26 protein-coding genes and 1 riboswitch are annotated in these 23666 nt (G+C 63.9%); of the genes, 9 read left to right on the top strand and 17 right to left on the bottom strand.

Annotated features, from left to right (window positions below; translation table 11 throughout):
- Positions 1-11: 11 nt before the first annotated feature.
- From ACWAT4_RS34940 to ACWAT4_RS34985, 10 genes are all read right to left on the bottom strand, one after another.
- The gene (locus ACWAT4_RS34940; protein WP_212297057.1) at positions 12-344 is read right to left on the bottom strand and encodes a hypothetical protein; all 333 of its coding nucleotides are present in this window, start codon (positions 342-344) and stop codon (positions 12-14) included.
- Between the two features lie 20 nt (positions 345-364).
- Complete coding sequence (locus ACWAT4_RS34945; protein WP_212297058.1) at positions 365-877, bottom strand: SRPBCC family protein; 513 nt, start codon at positions 875-877, stop codon at positions 365-367.
- Between the two features lie 6 nt (positions 878-883).
- A complete protein-coding gene (locus tag ACWAT4_RS34950) occupies positions 884-1723 on the bottom strand; it encodes an XdhC family protein (RefSeq protein WP_449729216.1) in 840 nt (279 codons plus the stop codon).
- Positions 1724-1734: 11 nt separating this feature from the next.
- On the bottom strand, positions 1735-2943 hold the full coding sequence (locus ACWAT4_RS34955; RefSeq protein ID WP_449729217.1) for a vWA domain-containing protein: 1209 nt from the start codon (positions 2941-2943) through the stop codon (positions 1735-1737).
- Positions 2940-3806 carry an AAA family ATPase gene (locus tag ACWAT4_RS34960; protein WP_212297061.1) on the bottom strand — a complete coding sequence of 289 codons (867 nt, stop codon included), beginning with the start codon at positions 3804-3806 and terminating at the stop codon, positions 2940-2942. Before ACWAT4_RS34960 ends, ACWAT4_RS34955 begins: the two co-directional genes overlap by 4 nt.
- 108 nt (positions 3807-3914) lie before the next feature.
- Positions 3915-6335: an aerobic carbon-monoxide dehydrogenase large subunit gene (locus ACWAT4_RS34965; RefSeq protein WP_449729218.1), complete on the bottom strand. Its 2421-nt coding sequence runs from the start codon at positions 6333-6335 to the stop codon at positions 3915-3917.
- The gene (locus ACWAT4_RS34970; RefSeq protein ID WP_449729219.1) at positions 6332-6832 is read right to left on the bottom strand and encodes a (2Fe-2S)-binding protein; all 501 of its coding nucleotides are present in this window, start codon (positions 6830-6832) and stop codon (positions 6332-6334) included. Before ACWAT4_RS34970 ends, ACWAT4_RS34965 begins: the two co-directional genes overlap by 4 nt.
- An 11-nt stretch (positions 6833-6843) precedes the next feature.
- Positions 6844-7707, bottom strand: coding sequence for an FAD binding domain-containing protein (locus tag ACWAT4_RS34975; RefSeq protein ID WP_212427298.1), 864 nt, complete (start codon positions 7705-7707; stop codon positions 6844-6846).
- Positions 7708-8037: 330 nt separating this feature from the next.
- Complete coding sequence (locus tag ACWAT4_RS34980) at positions 8038-9234, bottom strand: MHYT domain-containing protein (protein ID WP_449731306.1); 1197 nt, start codon at positions 9232-9234, stop codon at positions 8038-8040.
- A 146-nt stretch (positions 9235-9380) separates the two neighbouring features.
- Positions 9381-9950: a 6,7-dimethyl-8-ribityllumazine synthase gene (locus ACWAT4_RS34985; protein ID WP_212297065.1), complete on the bottom strand. Its 570-nt coding sequence runs from the start codon at positions 9948-9950 to the stop codon at positions 9381-9383.
- A 74-nt stretch (positions 9951-10024) separates the two neighbouring features.
- Positions 10025-10184, bottom strand: a riboswitch (FMN riboswitch).
- A gap of 401 nt (positions 10185-10585) precedes the next feature.
- On the opposite strand from ACWAT4_RS34985, the gene ACWAT4_RS34990 reads away from it, so the two are divergent.
- The gene (locus ACWAT4_RS34990) at positions 10586-11086 is read left to right on the top strand and encodes a type III secretion system chaperone family protein (protein WP_212297066.1); all 501 of its coding nucleotides are present in this window, start codon (positions 10586-10588) and stop codon (positions 11084-11086) included.
- A gap of 179 nt (positions 11087-11265) precedes the next feature.
- Positions 11266-12090: a pyrroline-5-carboxylate reductase gene (gene proC, locus ACWAT4_RS34995; RefSeq protein WP_449729220.1), complete on the top strand. Its 825-nt coding sequence runs from the start codon at positions 11266-11268 to the stop codon at positions 12088-12090.
- 3 nt (positions 12091-12093) lie between these two features.
- On the opposite strand, the gene ACWAT4_RS35000 is transcribed toward proC, so the two are convergent.
- The 4 genes from ACWAT4_RS35000 to ACWAT4_RS35015 all read right to left on the bottom strand — a co-directional run bounded on the left by ACWAT4_RS35000 (position 12094) and on the right by ACWAT4_RS35015 (position 15852).
- Complete coding sequence (locus ACWAT4_RS35000; protein ID WP_212427295.1) at positions 12094-12486, bottom strand: thioesterase family protein; 393 nt, start codon at positions 12484-12486, stop codon at positions 12094-12096.
- Between the two features lie 133 nt (positions 12487-12619).
- The gene (locus tag ACWAT4_RS35005; RefSeq protein WP_008144861.1) at positions 12620-12823 is read right to left on the bottom strand and encodes a tautomerase family protein; all 204 of its coding nucleotides are present in this window, start codon (positions 12821-12823) and stop codon (positions 12620-12622) included.
- Between the two features lie 119 nt (positions 12824-12942).
- Positions 12943-14535 (bottom strand): histidine--tRNA ligase, encoded by a 1593-nt coding sequence (gene hisS, locus ACWAT4_RS35010; protein WP_449729221.1) that lies wholly within the window; start codon positions 14533-14535, stop codon positions 12943-12945.
- Positions 14536-14769: 234 nt separating this feature from the next.
- The gene (locus ACWAT4_RS35015) at positions 14770-15852 is read right to left on the bottom strand and encodes a branched-chain amino acid aminotransferase (protein WP_212297070.1); all 1083 of its coding nucleotides are present in this window, start codon (positions 15850-15852) and stop codon (positions 14770-14772) included.
- Positions 15853-16191: 339 nt separating this feature from the next.
- Between ACWAT4_RS35015 and ACWAT4_RS35020 the strand changes: the two genes are divergently transcribed.
- Genes ACWAT4_RS35020 through ACWAT4_RS35030 form a run of 3 tightly spaced genes read left to right on the top strand, consistent with a single transcriptional unit; the run spans position 16192 to position 18867 of the window.
- Positions 16192-16734 carry a MarR family winged helix-turn-helix transcriptional regulator gene (locus ACWAT4_RS35020; protein ID WP_212297072.1) on the top strand — a complete coding sequence of 181 codons (543 nt, stop codon included), beginning with the start codon at positions 16192-16194 and terminating at the stop codon, positions 16732-16734.
- Positions 16731-17462 (top strand): response regulator, encoded by a 732-nt coding sequence (locus ACWAT4_RS35025; protein ID WP_212447458.1) that lies wholly within the window; start codon positions 16731-16733, stop codon positions 17460-17462. The genes ACWAT4_RS35020 and ACWAT4_RS35025 overlap by 4 nt, the downstream gene beginning before the upstream one ends.
- Before the next feature lie 19 nt (positions 17463-17481).
- On the top strand, positions 17482-18867 hold the full coding sequence (locus tag ACWAT4_RS35030) for an ATP-binding protein (RefSeq protein ID WP_212297074.1): 1386 nt from the start codon (positions 17482-17484) through the stop codon (positions 18865-18867).
- A 179-nt stretch (positions 18868-19046) separates the two neighbouring features.
- Here the strand turns inward: ACWAT4_RS35030 and ACWAT4_RS35035 are convergent, their stop codons facing one another.
- Complete coding sequence (locus tag ACWAT4_RS35035) at positions 19047-19577, bottom strand: DUF3617 domain-containing protein (protein WP_212297075.1); 531 nt, start codon at positions 19575-19577, stop codon at positions 19047-19049.
- Positions 19578-19632: 55 nt separating this feature from the next.
- Entirely contained in the window at positions 19633-19938 is a 306-nt protein-coding gene (locus ACWAT4_RS35040; RefSeq protein WP_200513004.1) for a hypothetical protein, read from the bottom strand.
- 182 nt (positions 19939-20120) lie between these two features.
- Here ACWAT4_RS35040 and ACWAT4_RS35045 point away from each other — a divergent pair, with 182 nt between their 5' ends.
- The 4 genes from ACWAT4_RS35045 (at position 20121) to ACWAT4_RS35060 (ending at position 22905) form a co-directional block, all read left to right on the top strand.
- Positions 20121-20585 (top strand): hypothetical protein, encoded by a 465-nt coding sequence (locus ACWAT4_RS35045; protein WP_212297077.1) that lies wholly within the window; start codon positions 20121-20123, stop codon positions 20583-20585.
- A gap of 133 nt (positions 20586-20718) precedes the next feature.
- A complete protein-coding gene (locus ACWAT4_RS35050; protein WP_212297078.1) occupies positions 20719-21420 on the top strand; it encodes a ribonuclease T2 family protein in 702 nt (233 codons plus the stop codon).
- Positions 21421-21578: 158 nt separating this feature from the next.
- Positions 21579-22439 (top strand): 23S rRNA (adenine(2030)-N(6))-methyltransferase RlmJ, encoded by an 861-nt coding sequence (locus ACWAT4_RS35055; protein ID WP_212297079.1) that lies wholly within the window; start codon positions 21579-21581, stop codon positions 22437-22439.
- 250 nt (positions 22440-22689) lie between these two features.
- Positions 22690-22905 (top strand): cold-shock protein, encoded by a 216-nt coding sequence (locus ACWAT4_RS35060; protein WP_008544396.1) that lies wholly within the window; start codon positions 22690-22692, stop codon positions 22903-22905.
- Positions 22906-22991: 86 nt separating this feature from the next.
- Here the strand turns inward: ACWAT4_RS35060 and ACWAT4_RS35065 are convergent, their stop codons facing one another.
- On the bottom strand, positions 22992-23615 hold the full coding sequence (locus tag ACWAT4_RS35065; RefSeq protein ID WP_212297080.1) for an outer membrane protein: 624 nt from the start codon (positions 23613-23615) through the stop codon (positions 22992-22994).
- Positions 23616-23666: the final 51 nt, after the last annotated feature.

Below are 23666 nucleotides of genomic sequence, written 5' to 3' on the forward strand. Positions count from 1 at the left end.
TCAGCAAAAAACTAGTTCGATTTCGAAATGCAGGCAGCGACCGCCTGCGGGTCCATGATCAGCCAAACGCCCGCCTGGCGCAGTCGTCGCAACCCGTCCTTCTCGCTTGGGCGCACGACAAGAAGCGACGGAATTGCCGTGATCCTGACGATCAAGGCCTCAGCCGAAGTGGCGGCGGCGAGGGCCTGTTGCGTGCCCCACCATGGCGGGAAGGCGGCTGCGACCACGTCTCCCCCCGGCCGGACCTGGAGTGACAGCGCCGCAACAGCAATCCAGCTGGCCACCAGCAGCGCAATTGCCTTCAGCCAAGCGCTGCGATGCTGGGAGGCATTTCCCTGTTCCATGCCTTGTCCACAAAAGTAGGCTAGCCAGCGCCGGTCAACCGCTTCAACCAACCCTTTTCGCGAGCACCTACTTCCACGGAAGACGTTGCCGGACCACCAACTACCGTCGCGAACGACGCAAAGAACTCGCCGGCGAGCTTCTTTGCGGTGGAATCGATCAGGCGTGCACCGAGCTGGGCGAGCTTGCCGCCGATCTGGGCGTCGACCTCGTAGTGCAGCACCGTGACATCGGCGCTCTCGGATTCCAGCCGTACCACGGCGCCGCCCTTGGCAAAGCCGGCGACGCCGCCGGAGCCCTCGCCCGAGATGCGATAGGAATTGGGCGGATCGAGATCGGACAGGGTCACCTTGCCGCTGAATGTCGCCTTCACCGGGCCGACCTTGAACACCACTGTGGCGGTCATCTCGTTCGGCGCCGTGACGTCGAGCGACTGGCAGCCGGGGATGCATTGCTTCAACACAGCGGGATCGTTCAGCGCCGCCCACACCTGTTCGCGTGACGCGGGGATATGCTGGCTGTCGTTCATCTGCATGATCGGTCACTCTCTGCTGGCTGTTTGACTAACGGCGCGCTGGCCGCGGCGCCGTTCCCTGGTGATCTCGGCAAGGATCGACATCGCGATCTCCTCCGGCGTGATGGCGCCGAGATCGAGCCCGGCCGGCGCCTTGAAATCATCGATCGCAGCCGCGCTTGCGCCTTCTGCAAGGAACCTTGCGCGCAGCGAAGCCATCTTGCGGCGGCTGCCGACAAAGGCGCGATAGTCGGCCTTGGTTGCAATTGCTGCGCGCAGAGCGGCCTCGTCGCCCTTGCCTTGCGTCGAGACCACGACGAAGCGCTTGGCGTCGTGGAACTCGCCGAGCTGATAGCCGTCGATGATCGTGTCGGCATCCGGCGGCGCCGCGAGTTCGGCCGCCGGGGCAGCGAGCGTGACGTGGTAGCCGAGCACGCGCGCCTGCGCCGCAAGTGACAGCGCGACCGGGCTCGAGCCGAGAATGACCAGCGAAGGGTGCGGCAGCACCGGCTCGACAAAAACGTCCATCGTGCCCTTGCTAGGGCACATGTTGCTGGCAAAGCGGATGCCGTCGCGGCTCTCGCCGGTGCTGACGCCAAGCTCGGCCAGCAGGTTCTCCGGCTGTACCGAGACCATGCGCGGCTCTCCGTCGGCAAGCGCCTCGCGCGCCGCCTTCAACACCGCGCCCTTGGCGCAGCCACCGCCGATCCAACCCGCGACGATGGTGCCGTCGGCCGCGATGATCGCCTTGGCGCCAGCCTTCGCCGCAGTCACCGATACCGTCCGCACCACCGTCGCGAGCACGAAGGCCCGCTCAGCGGCCTTCATTTGCGCCACCAGATCCAACACCTCGACATGAGCGGTCATCAGCGCCTCCCCTAAAGCTTCGCCAGATAGGGCTCGAGCGCGCGCAGGCTCTGCAGCGAATTCGCGGGCGCATAGAGATCGACATGCGGCAATGCGGCCTTGATGCCGCGCGCCTCGGGCGCATAGCCCTCCCACGCCATCATCGGGTTGAGCCAGACGATGCGGCGGCAGCGGCGATGCAGTGCCGCCATTTCGCGGCCGAGCAACGCGGCATCGCCGGTCTCGTAACCGTCAGACACGATCATCACACAGCTGCGCGAATGGATCACGCGCGCGGCGTGCCAGCGATTGAAGGTCTGGAGGCTTTCGCCGATCTTCGTGCCACCGCCCGCGCCTTGTGCCATGATCGAGAGCCGGTCGAGCGCGCGGCCGGCGTCCTTTTCCTTCATCGCATCGGAGACATACGCAAGACGCGTGTGGAACAGGAATGCTTCGGCCTCGCGGAACTGGTCGAGCACGCCGTGGATGAAGCGCAGGAACACGGACGTGTACATGCCCATCGAACCGGAGGCGTCGAGCAGCACGATCAGCCGCAGCGGCTTGTTCTTGCGCTGGCGCTTCACCAAGCTGATCGGCACGCCGCCATGGCTGATGTTGCGATGGATGGTCCGCCTGAGATCGAGCCGGTAGCCGCGCCGGCGCGCGAGATCGCGCCGCGTCAAGCGCGTACGCATCGCCTTGGCGAGCTGTGCCGCAGCCTCATGGGCCTGCGCGACCTGGTCGGGATCGCTGAGCTTTCGGAAATCGACCTCGGCGAGATTGTCCGCACGCGAGGCGCCTTCCATGCGGCCCTCGCCGGCGCGGCCTTCCGGCGCATCGTCGGATGACGGAAGCTGGTCGGTGACGGATTGGCCGCTACCCTGCTCCGCTGACTGTTCTTGCAAGCTCTTCAGTGACGGATTGCTGGCGCCTGGCGTCGACCCAATTGTGCGGGAGCGCGATCGCACACGCTTGCCGAGCCAAAACGCGTCGAATAGCCCGTCGAACTTGTCCCAGTCGGACTTGCGCGCTGAGAACAGGTGCTTGAACGCCGCGCGCAGCAGACCGGGCCGGGCCGCATAGCCCGCCGACATCAGCGTCGCCGCATCCTGTCCCTCAGCGAGCCCGACGCGAAAGCCGGCATCGCGCAAGGTGCGCAGGAAGGCGGCAAGCCTGGCGGACACGAAGCGGGAGACCTCGTTGAGATCGTCATATCCGGGGCTGGAGCCGCAGCAGCTCATGCGACCTTCCCCAGCAGGCGCTGCGTTACTTCAGAGGTAACGCGCGCGCGGTCCTCATGGGTTTTCAACAAGCAGATCAAAGTCTCATGCACCGTCTCGGGCGCATCGTGGAGGTCGCGGATGTCGAGGCCGACCAGCGCGGCCGCCCAGTCCAACGTCTCGGCGACGCCAGGCACCTTGCGCAGCTCCTCCTTCCGCACGCCCTCGACCATGCGCGCGATCTGGAGCGAGAGCGACGGGCTGGCGCCTGCGACGCGCGCCAGGATGATGCGGGTCTCGCGGTCTACATCGGGATAGTCGACATAGTGATAGAGGCAGCGCCGGCGCAGCGCGTCGGAGAGTTCGCGTGTGCCGTTCGAGGTCAGCACCACATGCGGGATGGTGACGGCGGGAATGGTGCCGAGCTCGGGGATCGAGACCTGGAAGTCGGACAGCAGCTCCAGCAGGAACGCCTCGAACTCGTCGTCGGCGCGGTCGATCTCGTCGATCAGCAACACCGGCGCCTGCGGCCGGCGGATCGCGGCGAGCAAAGGACGTTCCAGCAGGTACTTTTCCGAGAACACCTGGTCCTCGATACTGTCGGTGCCGCGATGAGCCTGGATCGCCAGCAGCTGGCGCTGGTAGTTCCACTCATAGAGTGCGGAGGACTGGTCGAGCCCTTCGTAACACTGCAGCCGGATCAGCTCGGTCGCGTGCACCTTTGCCAGCGCCTTCGCCACTTCGGTCTTGCCGACGCCCGCCTCGCCTTCCAGCAACAGCGGGCGCCGCAGCAATTGCATCAGCGAGATCGCGGTCGCGAGGTCCGCATCGGCGATGTAACCCGATGCAGCCAGCGCTTGCGCGATCTCGTCACGGTTCTTCATGCGCTCATTCTCTCCTCGTCATTGCGAGGAGCGAAGCGACGAAGCAATCCAGACTGCATCCGCGGTGGGATTCTGGGTTGCTTCGCTTCGCTCGCAATGACGGCCAGACTACGCCACCGCTCCCAGCTCCTTCGCCGCCTTCCAGTTGCGCCAGAAATCGTGCGGCATCTGGATGTGCGTGCTTCCTAAGAACGAGAACGCGTCGTTGACCGCGTTGGAGAAGGCCGGCACGCCGCCGACATTCGGGCTTTCGCCGACACCCTTGGCACCGATCGGGTGATGCGGCGACGGGGTGACGGTGAAGTCGGTCTCCCAATGCGGCGTCTCCACCGCAGTCGGCATGAAGAAGTCCATGAACGAGCCGGTGACGACGTTGCCGACGTCGTCGTAGCGGATCTCCTGGCCCATCGCGATGGCGAAGGCCTCGGTCAGGCCGCCATGCACCTGCCCCTCGATGATCATCGGGTTGATGCGGGTACCGCAATCGTCGAGCGCGTAGAAGCGCCGGACCTTGTACACGCCCGTATCGACGTCGATGTCCATCACGCAGAGATAGGCACCGAACGGATAGGTCATGTTGGGCGGATCGTAGTAGCTGACTGCTTCCAGGCCGGGCTCCATGCCAGGGGGCACCGAGTTGTAGGCCGCCCAGCAGATATCCTTCATCGACATGAATTTCTCCGGCAGGCCCTTCACCCGGAAACCGTCGATGTCGAATTCGAGATCGTCCTCGTGAACCTCGAGCTTGTAGGCGGCGATCATCTGCGCCTTGGCCCTGATCTTTCGCGCGGCCATCGCGATCGCAGCACCCGCCACTGGGGTCGAGCGCGAACCGTAGGTGCCGAGCCCGTAAGGCGCGGTGTCGGTGTTGCCCTCCTCCACCATGATGTTGTCGGCGGGAATGCCGATCTCGGTCGCGATGATCTGGGCCCAGGTGGTCTCGTGGCCCTGGCCCTGGCTCTTGGTGCCCATGCGCGCGATGCCCGCACCGGTCGGATGCATGCGGATCTCGCAGGAATCGAACATCGCGATGCCCAAGATGTCGCAATTCTTCGACGGGCCGGCGCCGACGATCTCGGTGAAGAAGGAGACGCCGAGGCCCATGATCTCGCGGGTCTCCCCGCGTTTGAAGGCTGCACGCTTCTCTTCCTGCTCCTTGCGAAGCGCGGCGTAACCCGTCGTCTCCATCATCTTGCGCATGGCGGTGTGGTAGTCGCCGGAATCGTATTCCCAGCCCAGCGCCGAGTGATACGGGAACTGCTCCGGCTTGATGAAATTCTTCAGGCGCAGCTCGGCGGGATCCATCTTGAGCTTCTGCGCCAAAATATCCATGGCGCGCTCGATGCAGTAGGCGGCCTCCGTGACGCGGAACGAGCAGCGATAGGCGACGCCGCCGGGCGCCTTGTTGGTGTAGACCCCGTCGACAGCCAGGTGCGCGGTCGGGAAGTCGTAGGACCCCGTGACGATATTGAAGAAGCCAGCCGGCCATTTCGACGGGTCGGCGCAGGCGTCGAACGCACCGTGATCGGCGAGCACGTGGACGCGAAGCCCGGTGACCTTGCCGTCCTTGGTCGCCGCGATCTCAGTGGTCATGTGATAGTCGCGCGCAAACGAGGTCGCGGTCAGGTTCTCGATGCGGTCCTCGACCCATTTCACCGGCTTGCCGGTGACGATGCAGGCCACCGCCGCACAGATGTAGCCGGGATAGGCACCGACCTTGTTGCCGAAACCGCCACCGATATCGGGCGCGATCACATGGATCTTCTGCTCGGGCAGCTTCGCGATCAGCGCCACCACGGTGCGGATCACATGCGGAGCCTGGAACGTGCCGTAGATCGTCAACTCGCCCTTGATCTTGTCGAAGGAGCAGACGCACTGGCAGGTCTCCAGCGGCGACGGATGGGTGCGGTGATAGGAGATCATCTCCTTGATCGTGACTTCGGCCTTATTGAAGGCCGCGTCGGTAAGCTCCTTGTCGCCGACGGTCCACTCGAAAATGTGGTTGTCATGCTTGCGCGGGCCATGCGCGCCGGACATCTTGCCGACGAGGTCCTCGCGCAGCACCGGCGCATCCTTGTCCATCGACTTGAAGGGATCGACCAGCGGCGGCAACGGTTCGTACTCGACGATCACCTTGTTGATGCCGTCATCGGCCGCATAGCGATCGGTCGCGACGACGAAGGCAACCTCCTGGTTCTGGAACAGCACCTTGCCGTCGGCCAGAACCATCTGCACGTCGCCGGCGAGCGTCGGCATCCAGGCGAGGTTGACGGTCTTCAGCGTCTCGGCGGTGATGACCGCGAGCACGCCCGGCACCTTCAATGCCTCGCTGTCGTCGATCTTTTTGACGCGTGCATGCGGATGCGGCGAGCGGACGAAGTCGCCGTGCAGCATGCCCGGCAGCTTGACGTCGTCGACGTAATTGCCCTTGCCTTGCGTGAAGCGGATGTCCTCGACGCGCTTGCGCTTGCAGCCCATGCCTTCGAGTGCGGCTTCGCGTTGTTCCCGCGTGGGAGTCATGTCGTTCATTCTGCGGCCTCCCGGAATTCCACGCCGTTGATCTTGGCGCTCGCGTATTGAATGGCTTTGACGATGTTCTGGTAACCGGTGCAGCGGCAGATGTTGCCGGAGATGCCCATCCGGATCTCCTGCTCGCTCGGCGATGGATTCTCCTGCAACAGCCGATGCGCGCGCATGATCATGCCGGGCGTGCAGAAGCCGCATTGCAGGCCGTGCATCATGCGGAAACCTTCCTGCAGCGCGGAGAGCGTGCCGTCGGCATTGGCCATGCCTTCGACCGTGATGATGTCGCTGCCTTGCGCCTGCACCGCGAACATCGTGCAGGACTTCACCGACATGCCGTCGATGTCGACGGTGCAGGCGCCGCAATGCGTGGTCTCGCAGCCGATATGGGTGCCGGTCATCTGCAGATTTTCGCGGATGAAATGCACCAGCAGCGTGCGCGGCTCGACGAGGCCTTCGACCTCGGCGCCGTTCACCTTCATGGTGACGTGTGTTTTGGTCATCAGTCCCTCCCTTACTTCGCTCGGCTGGCTGCGCGCTGCAGCGCCCGCGTCACCATGATGCCGCCGACATGTTTTCGGTATTCGACGGGCCCGCGGGCATCCGCGGCCGGCGCCATGATCGCTTCGGCCGCCGCGGCCGCTTTCTTCAGCGTCGCCGCATCGAGGCCGGTCCCGATCACGGCCTTGGCGGCATCAGCGGCGAGCAGCGGCGTCTCGTGAACATTGGTCAGGCCGATCGTACAGGTCGCGACCTTGCCCCCGGACATCGTCAGCACGACGGCGGCAGCCGCCGTCGCGTAGTCGCCGACCTTGCGCTTGAGCTTTTCATAGGCGTAGCCATGGCCGGCCGCCGGCACCGGGACCGAGACGGACGTGAGAATCTCGCCCGGCTCGAGCGCGGTGAAATAGGCGCCCTGATAGAAGTCGGCGGCCGGAACGTCACGGGCGCCACTGGCGCCTTCGAGGCGGTAGGTCGCGCCCAGCGTCATCATCAGCGCCGGCATGTCGTTGCCGGGATCGCCATTGGCGACATTGCCGCCGATCGTGCCGCGGTAGCGCACCTGCGGATCGGCTATCAGCAGCGCCGCCTCGTGCAGGATCGGCATCGATTTGGCGACGTCGTCGGAGGCCAGCAGCTCGTGCTGGGTGGTCATGGCGCCGATGACGAGATTGTTGCCATTGCGGCTGATGCCCTTCAACGCGGCGATGCCGTGCAGATCGATCAGATGGGCGGGGGTGGCGAGCCGAAGCTTCATCATCGGCACCAGGCTGTGCCCGCCGGCCAGCGGCCGCGCATCCTCGCCGAGGTCGGATAAAAGCTTGACGGCGTCAGCGACACTCGCCGGCCGGTGATAGCTGAATGGTCCCGGGATCATCGTCTCCTCCCACAATCGTCCTTGGCGCTTGAGGGCGCGGACGTTGGAGGGGACGGTCTCTCCGGACCGGGCAAGTCGCAATCGTTCGGGCACAAAGATGGGCTTTTTGCACGAATTGCGGGTGGAGACGCACGAATTGCGTCAGGGGCGGAGACCATTCACCTCGCCCCGCTTGCGGGGAGAGGTCGGATTGCATCGCGAGATGCAATCCGGATGAGGGGGTACAGGTGTCTCGACAGTCGTATGCGAGGAGAGAGGCCCCTCACCCCACCCTCTCCCGGCGAAGATGTTCAGACCGGGGCGAGGGAGTGAAAGAGCGGAGTTCTGTAACTAAGCCTGCCGCCGGCTCGCCAGCCCCAGCCGGGCCTTCACCTCGGCGATCTTGGCGCGGCTCACCGGCACCCGGTGCGGCGACGGGCCGTCGAGCTCAAGCACAGCGCCGTCGCCCTCTTTCCGGACCAGCGCGACATGGGGGATCGCGACGATGTGGCTGCGGTGCACCCGGAGGAACAGCGAGGGATCGAGCTGCGCCTCGGCCTCCGAGATCGACCACGGACACATCCGCTCGCGGGTGCCGTCGTGGACGCGGGTGTAGTGCGCATCGGCCCGGACGCTGCGGACATTGGCGGTGTCGATGAAATGCGTCCCGTCGGCGCTTTCGACCGGCAATCGGGGGACCGGCGCACGGGGCGGCTGGCCGAGGCCCCCGAGCGGCGCCACCGGGCGCGGCGATATGGCAGGCGCGGCAATCGGTTCAGCCGGCGCGACGGACGGGGCAACCGGATCGGCGGCCACGCTGGCCGGAGCCTGCCGGCGTTGATCCGGGACGAGCGACAGCAAGAATCCGGCGGCAATGACGAAGCACAGCACTGCCACGACGATCGACAGGATTTGTTGCGACGCGGCGAGGCCGCCGCCGGCATGGTGATGCGCCTCGCCCGTCAGTGGCTCGAAATGCATGCCGAGCATCGCGGTGTAATGCATGCCGGAGACGGCCATGCCGAAAACAATCGAACTGACGATCAGCCGAACGCCTTCCTGCTGCGCCAGGAAGGCGCGCAGGCCGCCATAGGCCGTGACGATCGCAACGAGAACCGACAGCAGCACCATGGTCTTGTCATGCGTGATGGCAAAGGACCCGGCGAGCCCGTGGATCCCGACATAATGCATGCTCGCGATACCGACCCCGAGCAGAACGGCCGACGAGGCCACGCGCTTCAGCGCGGGCTCACCGATCGAGACAAAGAAAAGAGAAATGCCCACCACCAGCGCGCAGATCAGGAACGAGATGATGGTGGGCAGCACCAGATAGACGGTGTCGGACGGCAGCGGCGCGGCCAGCATGCCGACGAAATGCATGGTCCAGATACCGACGGCGAGAAACGCAGCCGCACCCGCGAGCAGCAGCCGGTTACTGACGCCGGGCGTGTTGCGGATGCGAGCCGCAAGCGCAAAGCCGGTATAGCCACCCAGGCTCGCGACCGCCACAGAGAGCGCGACGAGATAGGGATCGTGTCCTTCGAACATGATCTTGCCGACCGCCCGTCTCCACGGCACGGCCTCCTCCCGCCGCCGACTTTATAGGGACGGCGGCGGGATTGACAATCAGCGGCGTGTGAAGAGCTGTTTCATCCGTCATCCTGATCAGGATGAGGAGTGAGAGCCCTACTTCCTCACACAATTCCCGCCGCGACCTGGCCGCGCAGGCGCTCCAGGCCGAGCAATGTCTCTGCACAGGCTGCCGCGACCTCGACGCCCTTGATCGCAAAGTGCCTGCGGAAGAAATCGTAGTGCACCTCGGTCTCGTGGAATTGCTGCGGCGTCAGCACCGCCGAGAACACCGGCACCTCGGTGCGGAGCTGCACGTCCATCAACGCCTTGATCACGGTGTCGGCGACGAACTCGTGGCGATAGATGCCACCGTCAACGACAAGGCCGGCCGCGACGATCGCCGTATAGCGCCGCGTCTTGGCGAGAACCTGCGCATGCAGCGGGATCTCGAACGAGCCCGGCACTTCGAACACGTCGACATGGGTGAGGTGGCGCGCCTCGGCCTCCTTCATGAAGGCGATGCGGGCCTCCGCGACGACGTCGCGGTGCCAGCAGGCCTGCACGAAGGCCACCCGCTGCGGCTTTGCGAAGCGCGGATGCTCCTTCACCGGATCCTGTGGAACCGGTGGCTGGCTTTGGGGCGTTTCGGCTTTGGAAGTTTGAACTTGGGGATCTTGCAACATCTGATTCATGGCTTTCCTTCAAAGGACCAGAATCAGGGCACACGGAACGACCAACAGCCGCACCTTGCGATGCGTCTGCCACCGACCGTTCTCTTTCATCCGGACTTTAACCGTCGGCTTCGGAGTCACACCGAATCTGCTGACCCTTCCCGTCAGAAAAAATCCTTGGGGAAGGCGCTCGCGGGCTTAGGCCTTTCGGCCCTTACCGCCGGTGGGGACTTTCACCCCGCCCTGAGAACATCGGCCGCCCGGGATGAGCGACCTGCCGCAAATATGACGCCGGTCCGGGGTCGCAAGCAAGCGTGTTCCGCAGCAAAAACCGCATGGACCCATGCCGCCATGGCGATGCAGCCCCGGGCGACGGAATTAACGATTGAACCCGGCGACTCAATCCGATTCCGATTTGTTCTCAAATTAATAATTGTGTCCGAGATGAGCTGTGGACGAACGAGTCCTGGCTTGTGGACGGACTCGGGACCCAGTTGCGCAGATTCCGCAAATCACATCAGTTGATCCGCGACAGGCCGCGCCGGTTCCGGGGAGATCGCGAAAGCAAATCCCGAGATCGACGACGTTAGGGAGCGCGCGCCGGACCCAACCGCGTGCGTATCAAAGACAACAAGAAGGCAAGAGGTCGAGACGGCATGTCCCTGCTCGAAGGCGCTATCGATTCCAGAAGCCATCCGCTCGCGGTGGTCGAGGATATCGCTGCCAGCAACAACTGGCCGTTCGAACGCTCCGGCGAAGACGAACTGACCATTGTCTCGAAGGGACAATGGACGGACTACCAGATCTCCTTCACCTGGATGGGCGAGATCGAGGCGCTGCATCTGGCCTGCGCGTTCGACATGAAGATTCCGGTCGCGCGCCGCGGCGAAGTGCAGCGGCTGGTTGCCGCAATCAACGAGCAGTTGTGGGTCGGCCATTTCGACCTGTGGACCAACACCGGCATGATCATGCATCGTCAGGCGCTGGTGCTGCCGGGCGGCCTCACCGCCTCGACCGCACAATGCGAAGCCATGCTCGCCGGCGCCATCCACGCCTGCGAGCGTTACTTCCCGGCCTTCCAGTTCGTGGTGTGGGCAGGCAAGACTACCGCGCAGGCCATGGACGCCGCGATGTTCGATACGGTGGGCGAGGCGTAGGGTCCGCTGCGCGAGGAGTGCAAAGCTAGTTCCGCATCGTCGTCCTGGCGAAAGCCAGGACCCATACCGCGAGCTCTCTCGCTCACCCGCGATGCTTGTTGCTCTGCCCTCCATCCACTAGAACCAGTCGGGGTAATGGGTCCTGGCTTTCGCCAGGACGACGGGATTTGGTGACCACAGTGGCAAGCAGCACTCTCCAAGACATCACCGGCACCATCCTGCTCGCCGGCGCCGGCAAGATGGGCGGTGCGATGTTGACCGGATGGCTCGCGGGCGGCCTCGATCCGCGCCGCCTCGCGGTGGTCGATCCGCATCTCTCGCCCGAGATGACCGCATTGGCCGCCAAGGGCGTCGCGCTCAATCCCGACGTGAAAGCGGCAGGCCCTGTCGAGACGATGGTCGTCGCGGTGAAGCCGCAGATGTTCCGCGAGGCTGGCGGCAGGCTGAAGTCGTTCGTGTCGGAGAAGACGTCCGTGGTCTCGATCATGGCGGGGACCACGATCGCATCGCTCGAGGAGATCTGTGGCGGCGCCGTGGTGCGCGCGATGCCGAACACACCGGCCGCGATCGGCCGCGGCATCACCGTCGCAGTCGCGGCAAAGAACGTGAGTGCCGCGCAGCGCGCGGTGGCCGATGCTTTGCTGCGCGCCACCGGCTCGGTCGAATGGGTGGACGATGAACACCTGATGGACGCGGTCACCGCCGTCTCCGGCTCCGGCCCGGCCTATGTGTTCCTGCTGGCCGAAGAGCTCGCGCGGGCCGGTGTCGAAGCCGGATTGCCCGAAGCGCTGGCGACGAAGCTTGCGCGCGAGACGGTCGCGGGCTCCGGTGAGTTGCTGCACCAGTCGGATCTTCCCTCCAGCACGTTGCGCCAGAACGTCACCTCGCCTGGCGGCACCACGGCGGCGGCGCTCGGCGTGCTGATGGGCGAGCCGGGCTTGCACGACCTGATGGTCCGCGCGATTGCCGCGGCGACGAAGCGGTCGAAGGAATTGGCGAAGTAGCGGCTACGCGCCCAACCGCTTGTTGAACATCGCGACATTCACGAGCCCGCGCGCATGGCGGCCTTCGCCAAGCTTGCGCGTACCCTCGAAGGCCTCGACCTCGAAGCGGATCACGCGGCGCTCGACCGCGATCACCTTCGCGGTGGTCCGCACCATCGCGCCGACGAGCGCTGCGGCGAGATGGCGGATGTCGACCTCGGTGCCGACGGTGACCCAGCCCGGCTGCAGCACTGAGCGGATCGCATCGCCCGACGTCATCTCCATCTCGAGGATCATCATCGGCGTCGCATAGACCATCGGCATGCCGGGCACGAAATGCCCGACCGTGCGCTCGGCCGGTACTACCAGCGTGCGCTCGGCGCTCATGCCGATTTTGATGAAGTCGCGAGCGTCCATGGTTCTTGCTCGTCATTCCGGGGCGCGCCAAGCGCGAACCCGGAATCCAGAGATTGTCGATCGGGATTCCCCAATGCGCACTCGCGCATTGTGGTTCAGCCCCGTCGGGCTGCCCCGGAATGACGCTAACGCGTCACTTCTTCGCCGCCGCTGCGCGCTCCACGAACGTCTTGCCGCCCTTCATCTTGTGGCGGAGCGGGGCTTCGTTGATCTGGATGACGACGGCATCGGCGTCGACGCCGAGATTCTTCACCAGTGCCTGCGTGATGTCGCGCATCATGCCGGCCTTCTGCTCGTCGGTGCGGCCTTCGGCCATGCTGACGGTGATCTCAGGCATTGTCTTCTCCCTGCTGTTGTCGTCACGGCCGGGCTTGTCCCGGCCGTCTACGTCTTCGCTATAAAACTAAAGGTCAATGTCCGGGACAAGCCTGCGCAGAAACAACCTTGGTGCTCGCATCATGCAGAGCTATCATCAGATGGATCGATACCGTGCCACCTGAAGGCCATTTTCACCTCTTCGACGATCCTCGAAACAGGCACCTTTTGCTGTATCAACTTCTGCGCTTGTAGATAGCGGTCTCTATCTTTCTCTACGTCTTTCACCGTAGACCCCACCCATAGGTTCTTGATGATTACTTGCGGTCCATCCGGATCGTTAAGTTCATCCGAACCCTGAATAATTACTAAGGGTGAGTTGCGCCGGTCTGCATATTTGAGCTGATTGCCCATATTTTTGGGGTTTCCGAGATATAGCTCAGCTCGAATTTTCTCTTTCCTCAACAGCGCAACAATCTTCTGGTAATCCGCGACGCGATCACGATCGAACACCGTCACAACCACAGGCCCCACCTCTGGCCGTGTATCGAGCTTGCCGAGCAACGCCAACGCGGCCTGGAGCCGCGAGACGCCAATGGAGAAACCGGTCGCTGGAACCGGCTCGCCGCGGAAGCGCGAGACGAGACCATCATAGCGGCCACCACCGCCGACCGAGCCGAAGCGCACGGGGCGGCCCTTCTCGTCCTTCGTCTCAAGCAGAAGTTCGACCTCATAGACGGGGCCTGTGTAATATTCGAGGCCACGCACGACGGATCTATCGATAAGGATTTGGGATTCATCGTAGCCTGACGCCTTTGCGAGCCGGGCAATTTCACGTAGCTCTGCAACACCCTCAAGACCCGTCGGCCCAAGGGCCACACTCTCCGTGAACCAATTCAATCGCTCTTCATTGCCGGCACTAGGGGAGATGTCGAGTGAAGACCATTCCGGAATGTAGCCCTTCTCGGCATTATAGGTGTAGCCGAGGAACCGCATTACATTATCGGCTTGCTCAGAACTTAGTTCGGCACCTTTGGTAAAGTCTCCACTCTCGTCTTTTCTGCCTGCCGTGAGAAGCTCGACTACTCCCCCTTGACCAAGGCGATCGAGCTTATCGATCGCACGTAGCACCGTAAGCCATTGCTTGTCGCTAATGGGATGCGGTACTCCGAGCGCCTCACGGAGACCTTCGAGCACTTTGCGATTGTTCACCTTCACGACGTATTGGCCGCGCGCAATGCCGAGCGCCTCCATCGTATCAGCGGCCATCATGCAGATCTCGGCATCCGCAGCCGGCGTCGCCGAGCCGACCGTATCGGCATCGAACTGCATGAACTGGCGGAAGCGGCCGGGGCCGGGCTTTTCGTTGCGGAAGACGTAGCCGACGCGGTAGCTGCGATAGGGCAGGACCAGACCGTCGGTACCGTAGCGCTCACCGACATAGCGCGCGAGCGGCGCGGTCAGATCGTAGCGCAGGCTGATCCACTGCTCGTCGTCGTCCTGGAACGAGAACACGCCTTCGTTCGGGCGGTCCTGGTCGGGCAGGAACTTGCCGAGCGCGTCGGTGTATTCCATCGCCGGCGTCTCGACGGGCTCGAACCCGTAGAGCTCGTAAACGGCGCGGATCTTCTCGACCATCTCGCGCGTCGCCCGGATCGCGGCGGGGTCGCGATCCTCGAGCCCGCGCGGCAGGCGCGCCTTCAGTTTCTGGGGTTTTTTGGCCTTGTCTTTCATGGGACGTTGCTATCAACCGATGAACAGTGCCGCAACCCGGATGGTGCACCTCTCCCCTTGTGGGAGAGGGTAGCTTCGCGGCACGCGATGCCGGGTGAGGGGTTCTCTCCGCGGCACGCAACTCTAATTCGTAGGCGCGGATAGAACCCCGCATCCGGCGCTTCGCGCCACCTTCTCCCACAAGGGGAGAAGGGAAGAAAGCGCCTCTTCCCGAAACGACGGGAAGATGAGCACTTACAGCACCTTGCGGATCCAGTTGTGCGGATCGTTGGTGCGGCCGTATTGGATATCGACGAGCTGCTTGCGCAGACCCATGGCGACGGGACCGGCGGCGCCGCCGCTGATCTCGAAATCGCCGCTCACCGAGCGCACCTTGCCGATCGGCGAGATCACGGCGGCGGTGCCGCAGGCGAACGCTTCTTTCAGCCTGCCGGAGCCTGCATCCTTGCGCCACTGGTCCAGCGAATATGGCTCCTCGCGCACGGTCTTTCCGGCGTCGCGGGCGAGCGCGATGATGGAGTCGCGGGTGATACCAGGCAGGATGGTGCCGAGCGGCGGCGTCGACAGCGAGCCGTCGTCGAACACGAAGAACACGTTCATGCCGCCGAGCTCCTCGATGTAGCGGCGCTCGACCGCATCGAGGAAGACGACCTGATCGCAGCCATGCTGGATCGCTTCGGCCTGCGCGCGCAGGCTCGCCGCGTAATTGCCACCGCATTTGACGGCGCCGGTGCCGCCGACGGCGGCGCGCGTGTAATTCTCCGACACCCAGATCGAGACCGGGGCGGGTCCGCCCTTGAAATAGGAGCCGACCGGCGAAGCGATCACCGCGAAGATGTATTCGGCGGACGGCTTCACGCCGAGGAAGGTCTCGCTCGCGATCATGAAGGGGCGCAGGTAAAGGCTGCCCTCGCCGCCCGGCATCCAGGCGCGATCGATGCGCACGACCTGCTCGACCGCCTCGATGAAGACGTCCTCGGGCAGTTGCGCCATCGCCATGCGGTCGGCGGAGTCCCTGAAACGGCGCGCATTGGCGTCGGGGCGGAAGAGATTCACGCCGCCGTCGTCGCGCTTGTAGGCCTTGAGGCCTTCGAAAATTTCCTGGGCGTAGTGCAGGACGGCGCCGGCCGGATCGAGCTGGAAGTTGGCGCGCGCCTCGATCTTCGCCTCGTACCAGCCGCCCTTGGCCTGGTTGTAGCGGACGATCGCCATGTGATCGGTGAAGACGCGTCCGAAGCCGGGATCCACCAGCTTGGCGACGCGGTCCTTTTCGGGTGTCGGATTGGTTGCGGGCTGGATGTCGAATTTCATGCTCATGTCCTTGCCTCCCGCTGCCGGTGGCGGCGCTGTTCTGGCGCCCGCCTGCCCGTTTTCGGGCTCGGCTGGCTTGATGTGGTTTCTGGCCGGACCACCGCCAGCCTTGTTACGGCCGGTTTCCGTGGCCAGCATGTCTTCCGAGGACATGCTTTTGCGGAAGGCGGAAGTCCAGTATGTTTTGCCGAAATGCCGCTCGACAGTCGCACGGTAGATCTGATCCGGCCGTTGCCGCCTGTCCGGCTCACTCCGGCCGCTCCTGGAAATGCCACCCGACGCGAAGCGATCTAAAATTTCGTGCGGGCTGATCGTTTTGTAACATTGAAACCAAGATACGTCAATATGCCTGACATAAATTTCGCGACTTCCTCTCAAGACGCTGCCGAGCCACGGCCGGCAGCAGGCGATGGAGGCAATTTGCGCTGGGATATCATCGAGCTGCTGTTCTTCGCCTATCGTGATTTCGTCGGCGATCCCGACCAGGAGCTGGAGGCGTTCGGCTTCGGCCGGGCTCACCACCGGGTCATGCATTTCGTCTATCGCTATCCCGGGCTGAAGGTCGCGGACCTGCTCGACGTCCTGCGCATCACCAAGCAGTCGCTCGGCCGCGTGCTCAAGCAGCTGCTGGACGAGGGCTATATCGTGCAGAAGACCGGCGACAATGACCGCCGCCAGCGCCTGCTCTACGCGACGCCGAAGGGCGAAGCGCTGGTGCAGAAGCTCGCCGGCCTCCAAACCACGCGTATCACCAAGGCGCTCGCCGAGATGGCGCCGCAGGATGCCGAGACGGTCAAGCGCTTCCTGCGCGCGATGATCGACCGCGACGATCCGGACAAGGTGCTGGAGACGATCTTCGCCACCGTCCATCAAGACTCAAAGGAGTGACCGTGCCGCTCGCTGCCACGCTCGCCCGCCCGCCGGTGCAACCGGCTGACGACGCCCCGCATCTCTTGCTGGTCGACGATGATCGCCGCATCCGCGATCTCTTGTCGCGCTTTCTCGCGGCCGAAGGCTATCGCGTCACCACCGCCGCCAGCGCCGGCGATGCCCGCGCAAAATTACTTGGCTTGCATTTCGATTTGCTGATCCTCGACGTCATGATGCCCGGCGAGACCGGCTTCGATCTCGCCCGGTTCATCCGCACATCCTCCTCGGTGCCGATCGTGATGCTGACGGCGCGCCACGAGGCCGAGGCCCGCATCGAGGGCTTGCAGATCGGTGCCGACGATTACGTCGCAAAGCCGTTCGAGCCGCGCGAGCTGGCGCTGCGCATCAACAACATCCTCAAGCGCGCCGCGCCGCCGATCCAGGCCCCGGCGGTGGAGAAGATCGCATTCGGTCCCTACGTCTACCATCTCGATCGCGGCGAGCTCCGCCAGGGCGAGGAGGTCATCCACCTTACCGACCGCGAGCGCGAGATGCTGCGGATTCTCTCGGAGGCGCCGGGCGAGACCGTGCCGCGCAGCGCACTGACCGGCAATGGCAGCGTCAACGAGCGCGCCGTCGACGTGCAGATCAATCGCCTCAGGCGCAAGATCGAGACCGATCCCGCCAATCCGCTGTTCCTGCAGGCGGTGCGCGGCATCGGCTACCGGCTCGTGGCCTCGCCGTAAGAACAGTGAAGCGCGACCGATGAGCACGATCGATACCGGCTTGACGCTTTTGAAGAGCGCCGCCGGGCGCGTCTCTGCCGTCAATGGCTGGATGGGCAATGCGTTCAAGGGCTGGATGCCGACCGGCCTCTATGCCCGCGCGCTGCTGATCATGATCGTGCCGATGGTGATCCTGCAGACCGTGGTCGCCTTCGTGTTCATGGAGCGGCACTGGAACACGGTGACGCGGCGGCTGTCGCAAGCAGTGGCGCAGGACGTCGGCAGTCTCGTCGATGTCTACAAGGGATATCCCCAGGACAAGGACCGCACGGAACTACGCCGCATCGCCGTACGCATGCAGTTCGTGGTCGATTTCCTTCCTCCCGGCGACATGCCGCCGCCCGGACCAAAGCCGTTCTTCTCGCTGCTCGACCAGACGCTCTCAGTACAATTGAGACGACAGCTCAATCGCCCGTTCTGGATCGACACTGTCGGCAATTCCAATCAGGTCGAGATCCGCGTTCAGGTCGACGATGCCGTGATGCGCATTTTCGCGCCGCGCAGTGCCGCCTACGCTTCGAATTCGGAGATCTTCCTGTTCTGGATGGTCGGCACGTCCTCGATCCTGCTGATCGTGTCGGTGCTGTTCCTACGCAACCAGATCAAGCCGATCCTGCGGCTTGCGGATGCCGCCGAAAGTTTCGGCAAGGGCCGCGAGGCGCCGAACTTCCGCCCCCGCGGCGCGCGCGAGGTGCGGCGCGCGGCGGGCGCCTTCCTCGAGATGAAGTCGCGCATCGAGCGCACCATGGAGCAGCGCACGGCGATGCTCGCCGGCGTCAGCCACGATCTGCGCACCATCCTGACCCGCTTCAAGCTCGAGTTGGCGCTGATCGGCGACAGCCCCGAGCTCGAGGGGATGCGCAAGGACGTCGACGAGATGTCGATGATGCTGGAGGATTACCTCGCCTTTGCCCGCGGCGATTCCGGCGAGCAATCGCAGCCGACCGACATGGCGCAGGCGCTCGAGGAGCTGCGCAGCGACGCCGAGCGCCACGGCCACACCGCGACGGTGACCTTCAGCGGCCTGCCTGTGGTGACGGTGAAGCCGGCCTCGTTCAAGCGCTGCCTCGCCAACCTCGTCACCAACGCCGCGCGCTACGGCAAGGCCATCGCCATCTCCGGCCAGCGCGATCACCGCTATCTCACCGTCACGGTCGACGACGACGGTCCCGGCATTCCCGCGCATTTGCGCGAAGAGGTGTTCAAGCCGTTCCTGCGGCTGGACAACGCCCGCAACCAGGATGAAGGCGGCACGGGCTTGGGACTCGCCATCGCCCGCGACATCGCCCGCTCGCATGGCGGCGACATCACGCTCGGCGACAGCCCGATGGGCGGACTGAGGGCGAGCGTGCGGATTCCGGTCTAGCTTTCCTTACCTCGCCCCGCTCGCGGGGAGAGATCGAATTCGGGTGACGGGGTACAGGTCTCGCGACAATCTCATGCGCGGAGAGATGCCCCTCACCCCAGCCCTTTCAGCGCGAGCGAAGCTCGCGGCCCGTAAGAACGGGGCGAGGGGGCGCACCGATTTCCCCGCAACGACGGCGCCTACTTCGGCAGCAGCGCCTTCAGCTTGTCGACGTCGCGCACGTTCATCTTGAAGCCGCCGGGCATCACGATATCGCCGGGCTTCTGCTCCGGCTTGCAGGCGCCGAGCCATTTCGCTTCCAGCGTCATGGTGGTGTCGCGCCCCGCGGCGCCGGCGACGCCGCCTTGCGCATGCGAGGTGGTCTTCACCGTGTAGGCCGAATTGAAGTCGCCGGTGATCTCGGCATGCGAGGTGGTGGACATGCCGGCGACGTTGCACTCGGAATCGCTGACATAGCCGGTCGCCGTCTTCTTGACGTCCTGCTTGGAGCAGACCTGCTTGGCCATCGGCGAGACGTTGTTGTTCATCTCCTTGTCGACGGCCTCGTCGGTGCAATGCTGCATGGTCATTTCCGGCATCGCCGAGCCGGTCCTGACCATCTTCAATTCCCAGAGACCAGCCTTACGCACCGGCAGATCGTCAGCGACGGCATATCCCGTCGACAACGCGAGGCAAACGACCGATCCGAGCAAAGCAAGCTTGCGCGTCATAGGAGAGACTCCCCGCTGAGATGTCGTGGCCTTGATCTTGGCGTTCCGAAACGCCTCAGTAGAGCGTGCGGATCGGCCGGTCGGCCGCACCGTAGGGCACCCAGCGGCAGGCAAACGAAATGTAGCCGCCCTCATAGGCCTGCACCGCGAGGAATTTCACCACCTTGCCGTAGCGCGCGCAGTGATCGACCGCGACCTGGCGCGCATCGGTCTGTGTTGCCATGGAATAGGCGATGATGCCGCCGGTGTCGTTGCCCTTGAAAGGCGGCACCGGCAGGATGTCGGCGCGCGCTGATTGGCTCGCCATCATCCCCGAGACAACCAGGCTGGCAAGAAGGCCCGCGGCCGCAATGATTCGCATTCCCGTCACTCCGATTGGTTGGCATCAGTTTACGGTGCCGGCGCGGCGGTGAAAAGAACGGAAGACCGGCTGACTGCGACGTTGTGATCAACTCCTGGCCAAGTGTTGCCGCGCTGCACTTGACCTCCCCCGCCCTTCGCGGCACCGTCCGAACCTCGCAGATCATTCTGTCTGGATTGCCCATGCGCGCCTCGACCTCCCTGAAATCGCTCGGTTTTGCCGCCGGTCTCGGCCTCATGTTCGGGGCGCTGTCGCTCGGTGAGGCCAGGGCCGCCAATCCGCTCGAGATGAACTTCTGGCTGAGCGGGCCGCGCTATGACGGCAGGGTTGCCGATTGCGACAAGGCGCTGCCGACGATCGCCTACCAGTTCGGCGAGAAGGAAAGCTCGTTCTGGAATTCGCCGTTGAAGATCACGGGCTTCGCGGCCGTTCGCGAGACCGCCTTCCGGCCCTGGGCGTCCGACAATATTCCGCGCCGTTACTGCACCGGCGAGGCCATGCTCAATGACGGCAAGGTACGCAAGGTGCACTTCTCGATCATCGAGGATGGCGGCTTCGCGGGTTACGATCAGGGCGTGGAATGGTGCGTGGTCGGTCTCGACCGCAACTGGGCCTACAATCCGGCCTGCCGCGCCGCCAAGCCTTGATCTGACAAGCCCTGATCTGAAGAGCCCCGATTCGGATCGATCAAGCGGTCAACCGGCATCGCCCGAATTTTGTTCTTGAAATGTTCTTATTGCCTGCTAGGCTCTTTGCACAGTCTAGTTGAGAGGCGTTGCCATGTTTCATTTTAGATTGCATTCGTTCGCCCGTCTCGTGATCTCGCTGACTCTTACCGCAGGTCTGATCTCCCTGGCCGGCGGCGCGAAGGCGCAGGACAAGCGACAGAACGCACCTGGGGAATTCGATTTCTACGTGCTGTCGCTGTCGTGGTCGCCATCCTTCTGCGAGGAAGCGGCCGAGCGCGGTCGTAGCAGCAAGAGCTCGAACATCCAGTGCGAGGGACGGCCCTATTCCTTCGTGGTGCACGGGCTGTGGCCGCAATATGAGAGCGGCTTTCCGGAATATTGCCAGCGGCCGTCGCCGCGGCTGAACCGCAACATCGTCTCCTCGATGCTCGATTTGATGCCGGCGCCGGGGCTGATCTTCAACGAATGGGACAAGCACGGCACCTGTTCCGGGCTCGACGGCCGCAATTACTTCGAAACGATCCGCAAGGCGCGCGCCGCAATCAAGATACCGGCCGAATATCTCGACCTGTCGCAGGCCAAGACCGTGGCGCCGGGTGAGGTGGAAGAAGCCTTCATCAAGGCCAATCCCGGCCTGAGCAACGCGGCCGTCTCGGTCACCTGCAACCGGACACGCCTGTCGGAAGTCCGCATCTGCCTGAGCAAGGACCTGCAATTCCGCGATTGCGACGAGATCGAACGCCGCGCCTGCCGCCGCGACCAGGTGACGATGCCGCCGATCAGGGGTGGTTAGTACGCCCTCGAGGTCGTCATTCCGGGGCGCGCAAAGTGCGAGCCCGGAATCCATCGCTCGGCATTCTCGGTGGCGAAATGGATTCCAGGTTCGGTGCTAGCGCACCGGCCCGGAATGATGACAGTTACTTTTCATGCGCGATGTCGTAACTCTCCGCCATGAATTATCGCCACGCCTTTCACGCCGGCAACTTCGCCGATGTCATCAAGCACATCGTGCTGGCGCGCATCCTCACTTATTTGCAGGACAAGCCAGCCGCCTTCCGCGTCATCGACACCCATGCCGGCGCCGGCCTCTATGATCTCGATAGCGACGAAGCGCGCCGCAGCGGCGAGTGGCTGACCGGGATCGCGCGGCTGATGCAGGCGCGCCTTTCCAATGAGAGCGTCGCGCTGACCAAGCCCTATCTCGACATCGTCCGCGCCTTCAATCCCAAGGGTGAACTCAAGGCTTACCCGGGCTCGCCGCTGATCGCGCGCGGCTTGATGCGGCCGCAGGACCGGCTCGTGGCCTGCGAGCTCGAGCCGAAGGCGCGCAAGGCACTGATCGACGTGCTGCGGCGCGACGAACAGGCCCGCGTGGTCGATCTCGACGGTTGGATGGCGCTGCCAGCTTTCGTGCCGCCTAAGGAGCGGCGCGGGCTGGTGCTGATCGATCCGCCGTTCGAGGCGAAAGACGAGTTCGAACGACTGGGCGAGGCCTTCTCCACGGCCTTCGCAAAATGGCCGACCGGTATCTATGTAATCTGGTACCCAGCCAAGAGCCGACGCGCCACGGACACGCTGGCGCAACTTGTGGCGCGGGCCGCAGCTGCAGCAAAACCGCAGGGCAAATGCCTGCGGCTTGAATTCAGCGTCGCGCCGCAAGTCGACGGTGCAGCACTCACCTCGACTGGACTGCTGATCGTCAATCCGCCGTACACGCTGCAAAGCGAGCTCAAGACGATCCTGCCGGAGCTGGAAATGCCGCTCGGCCAGGGTGGTGCTGCCAGATTCCGATTAGAGGTGCCGAGGCCGTAACACTCCGGCATTCTTGGGAAAAATATGCAGGAGCGGTAGTCAATCTGCAGAGAACCGTATTATGCTGTTTCTGTGACTGGCTTTGCGTTCCGCTTCCGCGAATGGTTGCGGCGGAGTGAAGGCCTAATAAAGATCCGGTCGGACCGAATGGTCTGCCCAAGGATGGCCAGCTCCCGGGCTTCGTGATGCCCGGTCATGTCGTGACGTGCGTCTGCGTCGCGACGGAGGAGCAATGAGGGGGAGTTTCCCGATGGCCATGACGGGAACGGTTAAGTTCTTCAACGGCGAGCGCGGCTACGGCTTCATCAAGCCGGATGACGGCGGTCGCGATGTCTTCGTTCACATCACCGCTGTGGAGCGGGCAGGACTGAAGGACCTTGCCGAAGGACAGCGTATCACATTCGAAGTCGAACCGGACAAGAAGGGGAAGGGGCCGAAGGCGGTCAATTTAGTGATCCTTTCGTAGCTGACCTGACCCGACAACCTGCCGCAAAAAAAATCCCGGCCGCAAGCGGCCGGGAGGCTCTAGTCCGGTATTCTCTTATTTGGCTATCAGAAGTGATAGTTCACGCCTGCGCGAACAACGCTGGCGCTATAGCCGTTTGACACGCCTGTAATTGCGAACTGGCTCGACGACAGATCGATGTAGAGATATTCGAGCTTCGCGCTCCAGTTCGGCGCGAAGCCGACTTCGGCGCCGACGCCGGCGGTCCAGCCGGCCGTGGTGTGCGACTCCGTCCAGCCGAATGTCTGCGCACGCAACTCACCGAAGGCGAGGCCGGCGGTGCCGTAGAACAGGACGTTGCTGAAGGCATAGCCGGCGCGGCCGCGCAGCGTGCCGAACCAGGGATTGGAGAACTTCCACGGCGCGAAGGTATCGTCGGCGCCGGCAGCCTGGATGTCGCCCTCGACGCCGAACACCCATGGGCCGTTCTGGAAATTGTAGCCGGCCTGCACGCCACCGACGAAGCCGGAGGGCTTCACAGAGGTGTTGCTCACCGAGCCCCATTCATAGCCGAGATTGGCACCGAGATACGGGCCGGCCCAGCTATAGGCATTGAGCGGCTGATTGACGGTATAGGGCGCACGCTGGCCGTAATTGAGATCGGCGGCCTCTGCCGAAGCTGTCCAGCCGGCTGCGACCAGCGCAGCCGCGCCCACAACGAACCCCCTCATCGGTACTCTCCAACGCAACTTGCCGTAACCCGGGTGCCATGGCTGCGCCGC

It is taken from the genome of Bradyrhizobium sp. T-1, assembly GCF_053592855.1.

What these genes read in the sequence shown, in the direction of transcription:
- ACWAT4_RS35005 (WP_008144861.1), bottom strand. Translation starts at nt 12,823, where the DNA reads ATGCCTGAGATCACCGTCAGCATGGCCGAAGGCCGCACCGACGAGCAG.
- ACWAT4_RS35065 (WP_212297080.1), bottom strand. Translation starts at nt 23,615, where the DNA reads ATGAGGGGGTTCGTTGTGGGCGCGGCTGCGCTGGTCGCAGCCGGCTGG.
- ACWAT4_RS34965 (WP_449729218.1), bottom strand. Translation starts at nt 6,335, where the DNA reads ATGAACGACATGACTCCCACGCGGGAACAACGCGAAGCCGCACTCGAA.
- ACWAT4_RS34955 (WP_449729217.1), bottom strand. Translation starts at nt 2,943, where the DNA reads ATGAGCTGCTGCGGCTCCAGCCCCGGATATGACGATCTCAACGAGGTC.
- ACWAT4_RS35055 (WP_212297079.1), top strand. Translation starts at nt 21,579, where the DNA reads ATGAATTATCGCCACGCCTTTCACGCCGGCAACTTCGCCGATGTCATC.
- ACWAT4_RS34950 (WP_449729216.1), bottom strand. Translation starts at nt 1,723, where the DNA reads ATGACCGCTCATGTCGAGGTGTTGGATCTGGTGGCGCAAATGAAGGCC.
- ACWAT4_RS34980 (WP_449731306.1), bottom strand. Translation starts at nt 9,234, where the DNA reads ATGTTCGAAGGACACGATCCCTATCTCGTCGCGCTCTCTGTGGCGGTC.
- ACWAT4_RS35030 (WP_212297074.1), top strand. Translation starts at nt 17,482, where the DNA reads ATGAGCACGATCGATACCGGCTTGACGCTTTTGAAGAGCGCCGCCGGG.
- ACWAT4_RS34970 (WP_449729219.1), bottom strand. Translation starts at nt 6,832, where the DNA reads ATGACCAAAACACACGTCACCATGAAGGTGAACGGCGCCGAGGTCGAA.
- ACWAT4_RS35060 (WP_008544396.1), top strand. Translation starts at nt 22,690, where the DNA reads ATGGCCATGACGGGAACGGTTAAGTTCTTCAACGGCGAGCGCGGCTAC.
- ACWAT4_RS35035 (WP_212297075.1), bottom strand. Translation starts at nt 19,577, where the DNA reads ATGACGCGCAAGCTTGCTTTGCTCGGATCGGTCGTTTGCCTCGCGTTG.
- ACWAT4_RS35020 (WP_212297072.1), top strand. Translation starts at nt 16,192, where the DNA reads ATGCCTGACATAAATTTCGCGACTTCCTCTCAAGACGCTGCCGAGCCA.
- ACWAT4_RS35045 (WP_212297077.1), top strand. Translation starts at nt 20,121, where the DNA reads ATGCGCGCCTCGACCTCCCTGAAATCGCTCGGTTTTGCCGCCGGTCTC.
- hisS (WP_449729221.1), bottom strand. Translation starts at nt 14,535, where the DNA reads ATGAAAGACAAGGCCAAAAAACCCCAGAAACTGAAGGCGCGCCTGCCG.
- ACWAT4_RS34985 (WP_212297065.1), bottom strand. Translation starts at nt 9,950, where the DNA reads ATGAATCAGATGTTGCAAGATCCCCAAGTTCAAACTTCCAAAGCCGAA.
- ACWAT4_RS35050 (WP_212297078.1), top strand. Translation starts at nt 20,719, where the DNA reads ATGTTTCATTTTAGATTGCATTCGTTCGCCCGTCTCGTGATCTCGCTG.
- ACWAT4_RS34940 (WP_212297057.1), bottom strand. Translation starts at nt 344, where the DNA reads ATGGAACAGGGAAATGCCTCCCAGCATCGCAGCGCTTGGCTGAAGGCA.
- ACWAT4_RS34945 (WP_212297058.1), bottom strand. Translation starts at nt 877, where the DNA reads ATGCAGATGAACGACAGCCAGCATATCCCCGCGTCACGCGAACAGGTG.
- ACWAT4_RS35015 (WP_212297070.1), bottom strand. Translation starts at nt 15,852, where the DNA reads ATGAGCATGAAATTCGACATCCAGCCCGCAACCAATCCGACACCCGAA.
- ACWAT4_RS34975 (WP_212427298.1), bottom strand. Translation starts at nt 7,707, where the DNA reads ATGATCCCGGGACCATTCAGCTATCACCGGCCGGCGAGTGTCGCTGAC.
- ACWAT4_RS35040 (WP_200513004.1), bottom strand. Translation starts at nt 19,938, where the DNA reads ATGCGAATCATTGCGGCCGCGGGCCTTCTTGCCAGCCTGGTTGTCTCG.
- ACWAT4_RS35000 (WP_212427295.1), bottom strand. Translation starts at nt 12,486, where the DNA reads ATGGACGCTCGCGACTTCATCAAAATCGGCATGAGCGCCGAGCGCACG.
- ACWAT4_RS34990 (WP_212297066.1), top strand. Translation starts at nt 10,586, where the DNA reads ATGTCCCTGCTCGAAGGCGCTATCGATTCCAGAAGCCATCCGCTCGCG.
- ACWAT4_RS34960 (WP_212297061.1), bottom strand. Translation starts at nt 3,806, where the DNA reads ATGAAGAACCGTGACGAGATCGCGCAAGCGCTGGCTGCATCGGGTTAC.